Origin of the sequence: Streptomyces sp. NRRL F-5122, assembly GCF_001507435.1 — a bacterium.
Lineage (GTDB): Bacteria > Actinomycetota > Actinomycetes > Streptomycetales > Streptomycetaceae > Streptomyces > Streptomyces lannensis.
Genome location: NZ_LMWH01000310.1, coordinates 1 through 14,921, shown reverse-complemented (window position 1 = coordinate 14,921; position 14,921 = coordinate 1). Strand labels below are relative to the sequence as shown.

General features: G+C 66.2%; 13 protein-coding genes and 3 pseudogenes. 10 read left to right on the top strand and 6 right to left on the bottom strand.

Annotated elements, in window-relative coordinates:
• The first annotated feature begins 409 nt into the window (after window positions 1-409).
• Entirely contained in the window at window positions 410-613 is a 204-nt protein-coding gene (locus ADL25_RS45195; RefSeq protein WP_059133813.1) for a hypothetical protein, read from the top strand.
• 1,235 nt (window positions 614-1,848) lie between these two features.
• On the opposite strand, the pseudogene ADL25_RS45190 reads toward ADL25_RS45195, so the two are convergent.
• Window positions 1,849-2,583: pseudogene (locus ADL25_RS45190) on the bottom strand (aldo/keto reductase); the annotation flags it as partial.
• A gap of 176 nt (window positions 2,584-2,759) precedes the next feature.
• Here ADL25_RS45190 and ADL25_RS45185 point away from each other — a divergent pair.
• The gene (locus ADL25_RS45185; protein ID WP_079051069.1) at window positions 2,760-4,100 is read left to right on the top strand and encodes a hypothetical protein; all 1,341 of its coding nucleotides are present in this window, start codon (window positions 2,760-2,762) and stop codon (window positions 4,098-4,100) included.
• A gap of 238 nt (window positions 4,101-4,338) precedes the next feature.
• On the opposite strand, the pseudogene ADL25_RS50170 reads toward ADL25_RS45185, so the two are convergent.
• Together ADL25_RS50170 and ADL25_RS45180 are read right to left on the bottom strand one after the other, a co-directional pair.
• A pseudogene (locus ADL25_RS50170) lies at window positions 4,339-4,549 on the bottom strand (transposase); the annotation flags it as partial.
• A 98-nt stretch (window positions 4,550-4,647) separates the two neighbouring features.
• Window positions 4,648-5,259: a DUF6308 family protein gene (locus ADL25_RS45180; RefSeq protein ID WP_234381329.1), complete on the bottom strand. Its 612-nt coding sequence runs from the start codon at window positions 5,257-5,259 to the stop codon at window positions 4,648-4,650.
• Between the two features lie 941 nt (window positions 5,260-6,200).
• Between ADL25_RS45180 and ADL25_RS51775 the strand changes: the two genes are divergently transcribed.
• The 7 genes and pseudogenes from ADL25_RS51775 to ADL25_RS47780 all read left to right on the top strand — a co-directional run.
• A complete protein-coding gene (locus ADL25_RS51775; RefSeq protein ID WP_267889314.1) occupies window positions 6,201-6,329 on the top strand; it encodes a hypothetical protein in 129 nt (42 codons plus the stop codon).
• A gap of 143 nt (window positions 6,330-6,472) precedes the next feature.
• On the top strand, window positions 6,473-7,573 hold the full coding sequence (locus ADL25_RS45175) for a hypothetical protein (protein WP_159045175.1): 1,101 nt from the start codon (window positions 6,473-6,475) through the stop codon (window positions 7,571-7,573).
• A 230-nt stretch (window positions 7,574-7,803) separates the two neighbouring features.
• Window positions 7,804-8,316, top strand: a complete 513-nt coding sequence (locus ADL25_RS47795) for an iron chelate uptake ABC transporter family permease subunit (RefSeq protein ID WP_234381328.1) — start codon at window positions 7,804-7,806, stop codon at window positions 8,314-8,316.
• Window positions 8,317-8,790: 474 nt separating this feature from the next.
• Window positions 8,791-9,162, top strand: a complete 372-nt coding sequence (locus tag ADL25_RS45165; RefSeq protein WP_059133810.1) for a BlaI/MecI/CopY family transcriptional regulator — start codon at window positions 8,791-8,793, stop codon at window positions 9,160-9,162.
• The gene (locus tag ADL25_RS47790; protein ID WP_079051066.1) at window positions 9,159-10,100 is read left to right on the top strand and encodes a M56 family metallopeptidase; all 942 of its coding nucleotides are present in this window, start codon (window positions 9,159-9,161) and stop codon (window positions 10,098-10,100) included. Before ADL25_RS45165 ends, ADL25_RS47790 begins: the two co-directional genes overlap by 4 nt.
• A gap of 102 nt (window positions 10,101-10,202) precedes the next feature.
• The gene (locus ADL25_RS48795; protein ID WP_107116878.1) at window positions 10,203-10,484 is read left to right on the top strand and encodes a DDE-type integrase/transposase/recombinase; all 282 of its coding nucleotides are present in this window, start codon (window positions 10,203-10,205) and stop codon (window positions 10,482-10,484) included.
• Window positions 10,485-10,515: 31 nt separating this feature from the next.
• Window positions 10,516-10,689: pseudogene (locus ADL25_RS47780) on the top strand (IS3 family transposase); the annotation flags it as partial.
• Between the two features lie 134 nt (window positions 10,690-10,823).
• On the opposite strand, the gene ADL25_RS45155 reads toward ADL25_RS47780, so the two are convergent.
• On the bottom strand, window positions 10,824-11,831 hold the full coding sequence (locus ADL25_RS45155; protein WP_079051063.1) for a sodium-dependent transporter: 1,008 nt from the start codon (window positions 11,829-11,831) through the stop codon (window positions 10,824-10,826).
• Window positions 11,832-12,070: 239 nt separating this feature from the next.
• On the opposite strand from ADL25_RS45155, the gene ADL25_RS45150 reads away from it, so the two are divergent.
• The gene (locus ADL25_RS45150) at window positions 12,071-12,925 is read left to right on the top strand and encodes a hypothetical protein (RefSeq protein WP_059133808.1); all 855 of its coding nucleotides are present in this window, start codon (window positions 12,071-12,073) and stop codon (window positions 12,923-12,925) included.
• A gap of 175 nt (window positions 12,926-13,100) precedes the next feature.
• Here ADL25_RS45150 and ADL25_RS45145 read toward each other — a convergent pair whose 3' ends face one another.
• The gene (locus ADL25_RS45145; protein ID WP_059133807.1) at window positions 13,101-14,477 is read right to left on the bottom strand and encodes a sensor histidine kinase; all 1,377 of its coding nucleotides are present in this window, start codon (window positions 14,475-14,477) and stop codon (window positions 13,101-13,103) included.
• The coding region (locus tag ADL25_RS45140; RefSeq protein WP_059133806.1) for a response regulator transcription factor at window positions 14,474-14,921 on the bottom strand (448 nt) is incomplete at its 5' end. The genes ADL25_RS45145 and ADL25_RS45140, both read right to left, overlap by 4 nt.

Here is a 14,921-nt window from a genome sequence, read left to right as displayed (position 1 = left end):
CGAACGGCGGACTCGTCTATTGCCGCCGCCTGACGTGCGGCGACCACAGCTCTTCGGCATGCCTGTGAGTCTGGCAGAGCAGCCTGCGGCGCGGAACGGTACTTGGGGATAACCCTCTCCAGGGTGAGCGGTGATACTCCCATGTTGTGCGCCGGGCGCACGCCGAAGGCCTGACAGCCCACGCTGGAGGGCTTGAAGCGGCCCCTCGGATCGGGTAGTTGTCCCATCGGGACCGATAGGCGGCTCAGACCATGAGCGACCAGAGGCGAGCCGACTCAAGGGAGTTCACCGCCGTCTCGTTCAGACGTCACCGTCCCCGGTGCTATGGTGCGCGCAGCGCCGCCGCCGACGGCGCCCCGGCGCGAGGACCGCAACCTGCCGGCTCGCCCCCGAAGGGGAGAAAACCGGCGTGCAGGTGGCCATGGCCCTGGCCGCCGTCCTCGACCGTCCACTGCCCGACACGGTCAATCAGGTCCGTCGATCGGTCATCCACGCCCCCGAACAAGCCCTGGGACTGGCCGTGACCACCGTCGACATCATCGTGGTCGACACACTCGAGCCCTCCCCTCCCCCGGCAACAGGCTCCGCAAAAGCCTCAGAAGGTGAAGCGTGATGACCGCCACCGCAACGTCCCCTCCCCCCGTCGCAGCCGAGGCAGCCCTCGCGGTTCCCGGCATGGCCGGCCAGCAACTCCGCCGGCCCGCCACCGGGCAGCAGCCGCCTCACCCACCCGGCCGAAGACGACAGCTCGGGGCGCATCCCGCCGGAAGCAGGCGTGCGCACCGACCCGCTCCCCGACGGCTCGGGATGGCACATCGAGGTGCGCTGCGTCCTGATCGAAGGCCACAGAGCGGTAGACACAGCCCGGAACGCCCCACAACCAGGTACGGCCACGGTCCTGCCCTACCTCGCCGCCCACGGCGCCCCGGTAGCGGTCACCGCCACGGTCACCCGCATCGCGGCACGCGACCACACAGCCTGCGCGCCCCACGCGACGTCCCGGGGCCAGACCCCGACCGGTGCGCGGCAAGCCAGACGCCGATGCCCGCCGTCACCGGCCCTGACCTTGTTCAGCGCCCCAGCCTTCTGGTCCGCGGCGGCTGCGTTTCATGAAAGTTCTGCACGCTCCAGACACGCTGCCAACGGCCCCGGGATCCGTGTGAACCGGCCCCAAAGATGCGGTTCTTGTCCCGACCGGGCCTCGGCATGAGGGATGCCGCACGCCGTGAACCGACACTCACCCATCACCTCTCCGTGATGGAGCCCAGCCGGGATCCATGTCGCGATACAGCGTTAGTCTTCTACCCGCGCCGCTGCCTGCGCCGCGCGGAGACGTTCGACCGGACCAGGACGGAAGCATCTCGGGAGAGATCTCGCCCACCAGGAAGCACTCCAGCCCCGGCTCGCCGCCCGCGCGCAGCCCGAAAGCGTCCATGTAGAGCAGGACCGCGGGGTACGGGCCGCCCGCGGCTGGGTGGTCAGGTAGGCAGCAGCGATTCCGTCGGGGGTGGGGACGCCGACGGGCGAGCCCTTGTGGCACTGCTCAGGGACTGTCCTCGGGACTGTGGTCTGTGCGGGAAGGGGCTGCATCGGCTTCGCCCGCACGACGCCGTCCGGCCTGGACGAGCAGCCTCTTGACCTGGTCGGCGAGTAGGGGCGCACGCGACGTCCGAAAGAAACCAGCGTCCCGCCTCCTCGTGGCCCAGCGCATCGGGCCGCTCGGCCGGGTACGGCTAGACGTAGATCGGGGTGCAGGGTTCGTTGCGCCGGTAGGCCGCCCCTCCCCCAAGAAGGGACCAGAGGCGTAGGTCAAAGCTGTCGGACAGGGTCCAGCCGCCGCGGAAGGTGTCAGCGCTCGATCAGCCGCCTCGCCTTCTCGCTTTCGTCACTGCCGACGGCCGGGGCCAGGTTGTCGAGCTTGTCCAGCTGCTCGGCGGTCAGTTCAACCGCGTCGGCGGCGGTGTTCTCCTCCACGCGGGCGACCCGCTTGGTGCCGGGGATCGGGGCGATGTGTTCGTCCTTGGCCAGCAGCCAGGCCAGAGCGACCTGGGCCGCTGTGGCGCTGGCCTCGTCGGCGGTGGCACGTACCTCGTCTGCGAGGGCCAGGTCGCGCTGGAAGTTCTCGCCCTGGAAACGCGGGCTGGTCCGGCGCCAGTCGCCCTCGTCGAACTGCTCGCGAAAGCGGAGTGCGCCGGTGAGGAAGCCGTGGCCGAGCGGAGAGTACGGCACGAAGCCGATGCCGAGCTCGCGCAGCGCGGGCAGCACCCGCTCCTCCACCTCACGGTTCCACAGCGAGTAGGACGACTGGACAGCCGTCGCCGTGTGGACGGCGTGCGCCCGGCGGATCGTGTCGGGGCCGGCCTCGGACAGTCCGAGATATCGGACCTTGCCCTCCTGCACCAGCTCTGCGGCCGTGCCCGCGACGTCCTCGATCGGCGTGTCCGGGTCGATGCGGTGCTGGTAGTACAGGTCGATGTGGTCGGTGCCGAGCCGCTTGAGCGAGCCTTCGACGGCGGTGCGGATTTTGGCCGGGCTGCTGTCGAGGACGTGCACGCTGCCGCCGGTGCCCCGGATCAGGTCGAACCCATACACCACGTCCGTGGACGGAACGTACTTCCGCCGATTGGGCAGGGGCGGAACGGATCGTCGCCGAACGGAAACGATGTGTGTGCGCGTGCAGAGCACCACGCTGCAAGCACGGGGCGAGCAGGGGTGGCAGTCAGGATGCGTTCAGGTACCCGATGGCACAGTCGAGCAGCATGACCTATGAAACGTCTGAGAGTCCAGTGATTCCAGGGGCAGGCGCGCAGCAAGCAGACCAGCAGCGAGCTGGCGGGCAGTCGGCTGGGGCGGCCTCTCACCGCCGCTCCTCCGAGAGTCTTCGAACGCCCGCTGGACAGATCCTGAACAAGGTTCCCGAGGTCACGATCTGGTTTTGGATCATTAAGATCTTGTGCACCACGGTTGGCGAAAGCTTCGCTGACTGGATCAACATGAACCTCGGTGTCGGCCTGATCAACACCTCACTGATCTTCACCGTCGTTCTGGCCGGCGTCTTGGGCTGGCAGCTCAGCACCAAACGCTACATCCCGTTCGTGTACTGGCTCACTGTGGTGGTGGTGAGCGTCACCGGCACCCTTTACACCGACATCCTCACCGACAGCCAGGGCGTTCCCCTCGCACTGAGCAGTAGTGTGTTCGCCGGCGTTCTCGCCGTTGTCTTCGGGATCTGGTACGCCCGCGAGCGAACCCTGTCGGTCCACAGCATCATCACCCGTCCTCGTGAGCTGTTCTACTGGCTCGCGGTCCTGGTCACTTTTGCCCTCGGCACCGCGACCGGCGACTGGACCCTGGAACTAACCGGCTGGACCCCGGGCGTCTCCGTGCTGCTTCCGCTCGGGTTGATCGTCACGATCGTCCTCGCATGGCGCCTGGGCGCCAACGCGGTGCTCTCCTTCTGGCTGGCCTACATCCTCACCCGCCCGCTCGGTGCCAACCTCGGTGACTGGCTCGGCTCACCCAGCAGCGACGGCGGCCTGGGCCTCGGCACTGCAGTGACCAGCGTAATCTTCCTCGTCGCGATCCTTGCCACGGTCCTCTATCTCACACGTAGCCGGAGCGATGTCATTGAGACTTCCGACCCGGCCCCACGGGCGGTGAACCTGAGGCGCGAGCGGATCATGCTCGGCTACTACGCCGTCGTAGCGGTCGCGACTGCGGCGCTTCTCGTTTGGGCGCACCAACAACCCCACGCGGCGGCGGCCAGTGAAAATGAGGCCCCCGCACCTTCGACCGCCCACCTCACCCCGAAGCAGGCAACGGCGTCGTTTCCTCCCCCCGAGATCGCAAAATATCGCTCGATCGCGGCCGACACCCTGGTGAAGCTCAACTCGGGTGATCAGGCGGCCGCGACCACCCGGGTGACCGACCTCGAGACTGCATGGGACGACGGCCAGCCCACCCTCGAGCCCAAGAACGAGCAGGCCTGGCACTTCCTCGACAGCGAAATCGACCAGGTCCTGACCGCGCTACGCGCTCCGAACCCGGACAAGACCACGGAGGTCAAGGCACTCAACACCCTCCTCACCTCGCTCGGTTAGCGAACCATGATGACGGACTGCCCCGGCACATCCCATGCGTCGGGGCAATCAACATCCCGAACTTCACGCGGCTCGCGGGGCGCTCCGCCCACGTCGGCTGGCCCTCCGACTGGTCGAAGAGGCATCGCCTGGACGTTCTCCGGCCGCTCCCGACATCCAAGGCATGGTCGTCGCTTGTACCGGCAGACTGCCGCTGCACCCTATATGGAAGCTCCGCGCCCTCGGCTAAGACCGTGTCCTATGTGGTGAGGTGGACGAGGCGCTTGTAGCAGCAAAGGGCGGCGGCGAGACCAAGAAAGGCCAGGTCGTTGCACGGTTTGCGTTCGTAGCTAGGGCTGCCGGCCGTAGCCTGACAGCCAGGACATGATTCGCTCGATGACCCAACGGCGGCGCCCCAATCGTTCGCTGGACTCGACGCCTTTGCGAGCGATGCGTACTCCGATCCGCTGCTGGCCAAGATCGGAGCCCGCGACCGTATCCAGGCCGTGATCTTCGCCTACGACCACGGCCTGGCCCCAAGCTTATCCTGAAGGCGCCGACGGAGACGTCACTCCCAGACGCAGCTCGTCCCTCGATGCCCCACGTGATGGCACATCCAGAGCACGACATCGCAGACCCGTAGAGCGCTGACACTCTCGGGCACGCCGGCGGATTGGCGCAGCGCTAGCAACTTACGGTGGAGGGCGTAGTCGACGATGTGCGGCACGGCGTGCAGGAGTAGCCAGAAGGACCGAGGTCGGCCCAGAATGCAACGAATAACCTGGTCATGAACGGGCAGAAGGCGCGGACGATTGCGAGCCAGGAGTTTGCCGGCCGTGACCCAGCCGATCCCTGTCTGGTCGTTGAGAAAGTGCCAGGCCCTGTCTGCCGCTGATCCAGGGGCCAGATCGGTAGTGTCGGCCTCGGCCATGTCAACGTCGGAGGGGATGCTGCTAAGCAACTCGGACAGTTGTGGCCCCAGGTCGCCTCCAAGGAGGTCCAGCGCCGTCTGCGTGGGAATTGTGACCGACAAGGTCTGCACCGCGATCAGGTCGTCGGCGGTCAATACATTGGCCGCTTCGAGTCGGTCTCCCCCGCCAGCCAGGTGCTCGAATCTGCTTCCTGTGAAAGGCACGGCCCCTGGTTGCAGATCGATGCCGAAGTAGCGTCGCAGATCCAAGGATGCCTGATCAGAGACGATGAGGCTGTTCAGCTGCCTGGCGAGGCTGCACGACTGATGTGGACACGAGGGTTGCTCCGCGAGGCAGTTGTTGAGCGTGGGGGCGGGCCGGGCAGCGCTACTATGATGCCGGTTCTTCGCTCCGGGTCTGCAACAGCGGCGCCACGCACCTTTGATGCAAGCAGCAGGAGGGCCCACGCATCCTCGATCGCGCCGCAATCCATCTGCCCGCACGGGTGCAACGCGTCGCCGTCACCATCAGCGGAACGTCGACGCCAGCCTGACCTGCACGCCGCTCTGAACATGGACTGCGTGACCGCCGCCGCCTGGAAGTTCCCCCAGCATCCGGGCCGTGGTCGTCGCCGAGTTGTATCGGCATGCCATCGACAGTCACCCCCGTATGGAATCTCCATGCCCTCGACCAAGGCCGGGCAGATACCCTCCCCGCCCTACCGCGTCGAATGACCGCACCCTCCAACGCAGCTACCCACTCCAGCAGAGAGCTTCGCCAGGTCCGACGACACATTGCGCCATCTACGCACCCCAGCGATGCACAATCCGTGCTCACAGAGTCCCAGATCATCCACACAGTAGAAGGCGACACCAGGCGCCAGCGCAGCGCGTGAAGTCTGGACCGGCTGGGGAACCTCCCCCTCACCTCAGACGTCTACAAACTTGTAGTCGCTAGTGGGACTGCCCTGTCCGCCCGGACGGTTCGTGCACTGTGCAAAGGATGCTTCATGTCTCCGTCTTCTGCTGTTCTTGCCGTGGACGGCCTCGGCACGAATGGATCGTTGCTCACGAGGGTTGCTGAGTTCACCCGCGAGTTGAGATGGCTCAACGGGCCAGTCGCATGCCGAACCGACGCGGGGCGGGCTGCGTTCAGGGGTTCGATCGGCATCACTACCTGGAAGGCGTGGCACCCCAGTATCCACGAACACATGCTGGTGGGAGCAGCACCGGCGGCCATCGACGTCGCGGCTGGCCGTTTTCTCTGCCATCTGCTGACGTCATGGATCGGCCACCACTGCTTCTCGGGAGCCCGTGTGGACCTGGGAGCAGACGCGTGAACCCCGAAAGGGTGAGGAGCGGCCAGCGTCCGGACCCGAAGCAGCCGAACAACGCGGCTATGGCGGGCAGGGTCCCCCCATGGACCTGCAACGCCCCTGGCCTGAGAAATCGACGGCCGGTGCTGGACTGGTGCCACGTCACGGTGGTGTGGACGGTTTGGTCCGTGGTCTGCTTCCTGGTCAACCTGCCTGGCGGCTACTCGTGGCACTATTTCGCAACCGGCGCCGCCCTCTTGTTCGACGGCGGCGCCGCCGGAGCTCCGTCCGGCGGCCTGCACCTGTACGCGCATTATCCCGGCCTCCAAATCGGCCCGGTGACCTTCGTCGTGGCCGAGGTGCTTCGCGTTCTTCCGCCTACCGCAGCACAGTTGGCGGCGCAGACGGTGATGATGGCCCTGGGCCCGTTCATCCTTGTACAGTTGCGTTCTGCCACCCGCATCCTGCGCCCTTCCGCAGCAGAGACCCGCGCAATGCGGGTGACCGCGCTGGTGGCCGGCTGCGCCTTTTCGATGGTGTGGGCGTCTGTGGCGGTCTACTACGCCCACCTGGACGATGCACTGGCCCTGTTCCTCACCGTCCTGGCCCTTCGGGCACTGGCCGAGGGGGCGCCGGCGCTGGCCGGGATCTGCCTAGGTCTGGCCTGCGACGCCAAGCCCTGGGCCCTGGTGTTCGCACCCTTGCTGTGGACAGCAGCGCGGGGCCAGCGCCGGTATGCGGCCACCTCTGCTGTCGCCGTGGTGACCGCAGCGTGGCTTCCCTTCATCATCGCTGACTTCGGAACGCTCCAGGCGGCCAGCTACACCATCGTCAACGTGTCCTCCTCGGCGCTGCGCGCTCTGGGCGTAAGCGACCCGCAGACGCCCCCGTGGGACCGAGCTGGGCAACTGCTCCTGGGAAGCGCCTTGGGAGCGCTGGCGATTCGGCGGCGTCACTGGCAGGCCGTCCTGCTGCTGGGCGTCAGCGCCCGGCTGCTCCTGGATCCCGAGGTCTACGACTACTACACGGCTGGGCTGCTGCTCGGCACCCTGTCCTGGGAGCTGCTTGGCCTCCAGCGTCCCCGGCCTTGGTGGACGTTGGGCTCCTTTGTCACCCTCTATCTCGCTCCCCGGCTGTTGACCAGTCCCGCGGTGCTGGGTCAGATCCGGTTGTGGACCGTCGTCGTACTGGCGGCGTCCAGCCTCACACTCGCCACCCCCAGCTGCGCCCTCGATTCGCCTTCGCGCCGACTCGAGCCCCCTGGGTGACGTAGACGTAACAGCCGTCTGCAGGCGTGTAAGGGCTCAGCAAGGTCCTCCTCCTTAAGGTCCGGATGTAGGAGATCACTGAGTAAGGCCGGTAGCCCGGCTGGAGGAGGATCTGATGGACAGACTCGGCGGGTGGGTCACCCAGCACCGATTGCTGGTGGGAGCGTTGTGGCTGCTCGTCACAGGCGTGGGCGTCGTCGCTGTCGGGGCGCCTACAGTCAGGCAACCATGTGAGCGGACCTGGCGCCGCTGCCAACGCGGCGATCGACGAGCGCTTCGGAGGTGCCTCGTCCAATCCCGGGGTGTTGGTACTCAAGGCACCGGCAGGGCAGAGCATCGTCACTCCTCCACTGCAGGCTGAGCTCTCCAGGGTCGACGCGAATGTACACAAGGCCGCTCCCCTGATACGAACCGTGTCCTACGCGGCGACCAGCAGCACCACGCTACTGTCCTCGGACAAGTCCAGCACCATCGTCCTTGCATACCCCGCCCTGACGGGCACGGCCATCGCTGTCACCGGACGGATTGGCTTTCTGGCGCTGGCCGCCCCGCAGCTCGCCCGGCGTGCCGTTCGGGCGCCGGGAACCCCGGTCGCTACTGCGGCCCTGATGGGGGATTTCTTGCTCGGCATCGCCGACTATGCGGCCCAGCGCGTGCCGGCGCCCTTCCAGATCCCCGTGGGGCTCGTGACCGGAGCGCTCGGCGAGCTCTACTTGATGTGGCTCCTGTGGCGCGAGGGGTAAGAGACACAGGGCTACCTGCCGTTACCACCCGCTGCACATCGGTGCTTAGGAACTCGCCATCGATGAGGCTGGCGAGCTCCCTTTGCGCACTCGTCGGATCAGTGAACGAGCGTACACACAGCGGCCGCGCTCAAGCATTCTAGGGGTATACCCAAAGCGCCTCAGGCGCTTCCGATTCGCATATTCACCGCCACCTTGTAAAGCAATGCGCAAAGTGTCACATTCGCGGCATCCGGCTTCTAGATCAAGAGGGTGGGGCGGCATCCGGCATAACCAGGGAACGCCCTGGTCAGCGGAGTCCTCGCCACCAGCCGTGCAGAGGGCGAACCCCGCGCAGCCAACCCTGGCTCCACGCTGTTGCGGCCGGTCTCAAGGCGCACTGCGCCCGCGGAAGCCAAGAAGTGAGTGCCGTTGCGCCTACAGTGGCGTAACCGGTCGGCGTGCTTTGGATGATCTGGGAGAGGGGACAGTCCGATGGCCGAGATCGACGGTGAGCGCCGGTCCGCGGGTGAGCTGGAGACCAGCGTGCTCGCTGCACTGTGGGCGGCGGCCCGGCCGCAGTCGGCGGCACAGATTAGGGAAGCGATGCCGCAACCACTCGCTCGGACCACCGTGGCAACGCTGCTCGCCCGTCTGCACCAGAAGGGCGTCATCGGCCGACGTCCCGGCGAGCGTGGCTTCGTCTACTTTCCGATGGATGACGCCCACGGGCTCACAGCTCGCCGGATGCATCGCGAACTCGATCAGGACAGTGACCACAGCAGGGTGCTCGCCCGGTTCGTCAAGGGCCTGAGCCCCGCCGACGAGACGGAGCTGAGGCGACTTCTGGAAGGAGGCGGCCAGTGATCGCACTGCTGCTCGTCCCGCTCATTCTGCCCTGGGCCCTGCCGCCTCTGGCTCGGCACACCGCGGAGCGGGTGCGCCCGGACATAGCTCTATGGGCGGTCACCGCGGCCTCCGCCGCACTTGCTTTCGGGGTGGTGGCGTCCTTGGGTGTCCTGGTTTTGCCCCTTGCCTTGGAGATTCCTCCACTTGCCGCCTTGGTGGACCTGATCCAGCCGCTCCAGGCCGGCCCCGAATCGCTAGTCCTCGGGATTTCCGCACTGGCTGCCGGACTTGTGGCTGTCACCGCCGTCGCTGCAACGCGGCGCATGGTGACAGAGATGCGACGTCTACGTGCCATTCATGGGAGCCTCGCCGCCCTCCCGGACGCCGGAGGGCTGTGTGTGGTGGACGACCCGTGCCCGGACGCCTATGCACTGCCCGGCGGGCTACGTGGGCGCGGGCGGATCGTGGTGACCACGGGCATGCTTCGTGCACTGGACGGTGCCGAGCGCGAGGTGCTCCTCGCCCATGAACGCGCCCATCTCGCAGGTCGGCATCACCTTTTCCTTGCCACCGCGCTCCTCGCCGGTCAGTGTCATCCTGCACTGGCTGCGGTCGTCCACCCGGTCTCCTTCGCGGCTGAGCGCGCCGCCGATGAGGTCGCCGCGCGCACAGCCGGGAACCGGACGCTGGCCGCGCACGCCGTGGGGCGCGCTGCTCTAGCCGCCGCCCGTAAACGGGTAACCCCCGCACGGCCAGCCGTGATTCCTGGAGCTGTGACTGGCCCGGTGCCCGCCCGTGTCAGAGCCCTCCTCTTCAATGCGCCGACCCGGCGTATCGCTCCAGCTCTACTGGCCATGCATTTGCTGTGCGCCGCGGCTGCTGCGTCCTCCCTTGCCGGAGCCACGCTCCTGCACCAGGGCGTCGAGGTCGCCCAGGGCGAGCATGCCTCTGACTGACTTTCTCAGCCCTTACGTAGCGGTAAGGGCAGCCTATCCTTAGCGTCTACTTCTGCGTAGACTCCGCGGACAGTCGGGCCTCCACCCGCGCCTTCCTCCTGTGTGAAACGAGGCATCCGCCATGTCCGCGAGTTCGCGCTACTTGCTGCCCTGCGCCGCTACCGCCATAGCAGCCGCTCACGCCGGGTGGTCGGCTGGTCCATCGATTCCTCCCAGACAGCCGCATTGGTCACCAACGCTCTCAACATGGCGATCAGCAACCGCCGACCAGCCGCTGGGACCGTGATCCACAGCGACCATGGCGTCCAGTTCACGTCCTGGGTGTTCACCGAGCGAACCAGGGCCTCGGGCATGATCCCCTCGATGGGCACGATCGGCGACTGATACGACTGTCAGTCTTTTCGCATCGTTCTGGGGCCGGATGCAGACCGAACTCCTCAACCGCCGAAGATGGCGCACCCGCCTCGAACTCGCCAACGCCATCTTCGAATACCTCGAGATCTTCCACAACCGGCAGCGGCGCCACTCCGCGCTCGGCATGCTCACACCCATCGAGTTCGAACTGAAGTCGACCCCCGCCATCGCCTAGAGTCCAGCAACTCGCCTCCACGCAAGCCGGGGCACATCACCCGATTCGCAGGCCGACTGAGTTTCCTTGGCAGGGTGGGGCCGTTGCCCGCACGGTGTCGCGTCGCATGCCTTCCGTTTTTTCTCCCACGGCCATCAGGACGCGCTTCGCAGCTTGGCGGGCCAAGCCGAGCGCTCAGAACGTCCGCGTACAACACGGCTGGCGGCTGTCTTCTGAAGCAGTCCGTAGACAAGGACTGGCAGGAGCAGGTGCGGTTTGTCAGGGAGGGCTGTGGTGATCAGCACCGCACTTGCACTGCTGTTGTTCATGCCACAGGCAAGGGTGAGCGACGAGGCGACGGGGCTGTCCAGCCGCAGAAGGCGAGCGGCAAAGTGGCCGACCACGAATGACAGCGTGCAGACCAGAGCGGCGACCGTCAACGCGGCGGCAAGCAGAAGCAGTCGTGGGCTGGCCAGAAAGGAGCCCAGAGCCCCGCAGGCGTTGGCATAGGTCAGAACCAGTGAGCTGATCAGGCTCGTGAACGTCGCAAACCCAAGTGCTCGGCTCAGCCGTGACATGGGAAGTACGAGTCGGCACAGGACGCCAGCCGCACAGGGCAGGACCACGCCCCTCAAGGCGAATCCGTCGTGCCCGATGTACCCGGCCGTAAGGGTGTGCGCGTAGGCGTCACTCAGGAGCGGCACCAGGGCACTGATGACCAACGGAATGGTCAAGGGACTGAGGAACGTGGAGGCAAGCACGAGTCCCACCATGGTCGGCTGGTCGCCCTGGCCTTTCCCGGTCCAAACAGTGGCCCCGGCAGCAACGGGCATCGCCACGATCAGAATCATCGAGGTGATCAGACCGCTCCCACCATCCGTGTCGGAGGTCTGCCGCAGCAGAAGCGCAGCGGCCGGGATGGCCAGCAACGGGATCAGCAGGTGCAGGGTGAGTCCGACCAGCAGGACCTTGGGGCGCCGCAGCAAGCTTCCTAAGGCGCGAACGGGTACCTGGAGCCCCGCTGCGAAGAGCACCAGGCCTAGGAGCAGCGGCGTGAGAGAGACGGTCAGATCGGCCACCGCACCGAGCGGAACGGAGTGCGCGCGGCGCAGCCACAGCCCTGGTTTCGGCAGGAACAGGGCGGCGATGTAGGCCAGTAGCATTGCGAAGCCCAGCCGACGTCGCAGCCGGTTGGTCAGCCCATTAAGGGTCGGGCAAGCGGCGATTGGTGTATTCAACGGCCTTCTTCCACTGTGGAGGCAGGAGCAGGGAAGACGGCCGCTATGTGTAGAGGTCTGCAGGAGTGCATGCTGACCATGCTGCTTCAGCGGGCCGGGTGGGGCGGGGATGGGCACGCGGCGGTCAGGATGCTTTCAGGTATCGGATGGCACGGTCAGGAGCCATGACCTACGAAACCCCTGGAAGCTCTGCGCTGCCTACAGCCGGCGAAACGCCTCCTTCACAGCGCGCGCTGTCGCGCTACAACAAGGTGCCCGAAGTCACCGTCTATTTCTGGATCATCAAGGTTCTTTGCACGACGGTCGGTGAGACCGCGGCGGACCTGCTGAATTCCAAGGCCGGGCTTGGCCTGACCGGTGTGTCGGTGGTGATGAGCGCGCTCCTGGCTGTGGTGCTGCTGGTGCAGTTCCGCATGCGTGCTTACAGGCCGGGAATCTATTGGCTGGCTGTGGCTCTGATCAGCGTCGTCGGCACACTGATCAGTGACAACCTCACCGACAATATAGGTGTCCCGCTGGAGGCCAGCACTGCTGTGTTCGCGCTGATACTCGCGACCGTGTTCCTGGTCTGGTATCGGCGTGTGCGGACGCTGTCGATTCACCACATCGACTCCACCGGCCGCGAGTCCTTCTACTGGCTGGCTGTTCTGTTCACCTTCGCCCTGGGAACTGCGGCTGGCGACCTCGTCTCCGAGCGTATGTCCCTCGGCTACTGGCTGTCTGCCACGTTGTTCGCCATGGCCATCGCCGCCATCGCCATCGCGTACTTCGCGCTGGACCTGAATGCGGTCTGGGGCTTTTGGTTCGTGTACATCCTGACTCGTCCGCTCGGCGCCTCCATTGGCGACTACTTGTCCCAGCCGACCGGCGAGGGCGGGCTGGGGTTCGGCACCGTGGTGACCAGCGTGCTGTTCCTGGCGGTCATCCTCGGCCTCGTGGTGTATCTCGCTGTTACCCGTAAGGATGTCATCGAACGCAAGGCACCCAACGGGCACGCAGCTCAGCCTGCAGATCAGTAGACGACCTCGTCGCGTTCGGGCCTATTCGCGGCTCCGGTCGGCTCTTCTCCGTGGCGCTCGTCATCCCTGCGGGCGGGAACCACGTCATCTTGATGGACCAAAGCAGAGCAGATGCTTCCCTGGCCGGACGCTGTCAACGATGATCCGTCTCTTCAGGTGGCGGCGCAGAAAGTGGTCAGCCCGCTGGCAGGCTGACGGTGAACTTGGCCCCAGGTGCATGGGCGGAGTCGTAGGACACTTCACCGCCCACTGCCCGGGCGAGACGTCGGGCGAGCGGCAACCCCAGGCCGGCGCCGTCGTGCCCGTCGGCTTCGTCGGCTCGCCGACCGGGCTGGAACAGTTCGGCGATGAACGCTTGCGGCACGCCGGGGCCGTCGTCGACCACATCGATCCGCACTGCGCCGAGGACGCTTCGCGCGGAAACCTTCACGCTCGATTCTGCGTAGCGGATGGCATTGGTGAGCAGTGGGCTCAGGATGCGTTCAAGGAGGGCGGGCGAGACTCCGGCCTCGAGCGTCGGGCCTTCGGACTCTACGAGTTTTGTCAGGTGAGCTGATGCACCGAGGTGCTGGATCATGCGGTCCAGGACAGGTACTACGTCCGATGTTCCCGGCGCGGTTGCCGGGTTGAGTGCGTTCTCTCGGGCGTCGTTCAGGAGAGTGTCACAGATTGTGCACATGGCCTGGGCAGCTTCTGCGATCACCTCCACTGTGGCGTGTGTCTCCTCGGCGGAGCGCGCACGGCGCCTCCACCAGTCGAGTTCGGTGATGATACGGGTGAGCGGGGTGCGCAGTTCGTGAGACAGCTCAGCGGTCAGCTGCTGTTCGTATCGCAGCGCAGTCCGTATGCGATCCAGGAGCGCGTCCAATGAGGCGCCCAGGCGGGCCAGCTCGGCTGGGTGGTTCTTGGCGCCCAAGCGTTCAGTGGAGTGCACGGCACTCCACTGGGTGGCCTGATCCGTCATTGTGTGTACCGGACGTAGCGCCCGGGCGACGGAGAGACGGGTGAGTACATAGGTACTCAGGAGCATCACGGCGTCCAGCATCAACGAGCCCAGGAGTAGGGTGTCGGCCGAACTGCGGTAGGGACTGAGGTCCAGGGCGGTCACGACAGCGGCGGTGGCGTACCGACCAGCCAACGGTTGGGAACACAGGCGCAAGGGCCGGTCGCCACGGGCATCGAAGGTTGCGCAGGCATGCTGTGACTGCACGGCTAGCTGATTGACTGCTCGGGGCAGTGGTCCGGCGGCCGCCGCGGACGGCGGCTTCTCGAGCAGCCGCCCGTTGTCAAAGATCCACACGTTTGCATCGAGGAGACGGTCGTTGACGGTTTCCAGGACACGTACGTGGGAGCCGCTCGTGTCGATAGTCGTGGTGACGGCGGCTGCCCGGTTGCGCAGTTCGTCGTCGGCCTGATGCTGCAGGTGTCGATCCATTACTACGTTGAAAACCACGGTCAGGATGGTCATCAGCAGCGTTGCTGTGGTCAGCGCCGCGAGAGAAAGTCGCCCGCGCAGAGTGCGCGGGACCAAGCGAGGCCAGTGACGCTTCATGACAGGCGGTGTCCGATTCCGCGGGCCGTGCCGATCGTCAGGTCGCTGCCCGCCTGGCGCAGCTTTCGTCGTAGCCGGCTCAGGTACTGGTCCAGGGTGTTGTCACTCACCTGCGCTCCTTCGGGCCAGGCGGCCCGGACCAGATCCCGGCGGCGCACGATGGTGCCGTCGGCAGCACTGAGTGTGGCCAGTAGCCGGAATTCCGTCGGAGACAGGGCGATCCGGGCTCCGGGCGTGGACACGCTGTGGTCCGCCGCGTCGAGGACAAGGTCGCCGGCCGATAGTGCGGTCGCCGGGGCTGCCCGCTTCAGCAGGGCTTTCAGCCGGGCGCCGAGTTCGGCCAGGTGGAACGGCTTGAGCAGGTAGTCGTCGCCTCCGGCGGCGAACCCGGACAGACGGTCGGTGATCTGGTGGCGAGCGGTCAGAAAGATGACAGGGGCCACA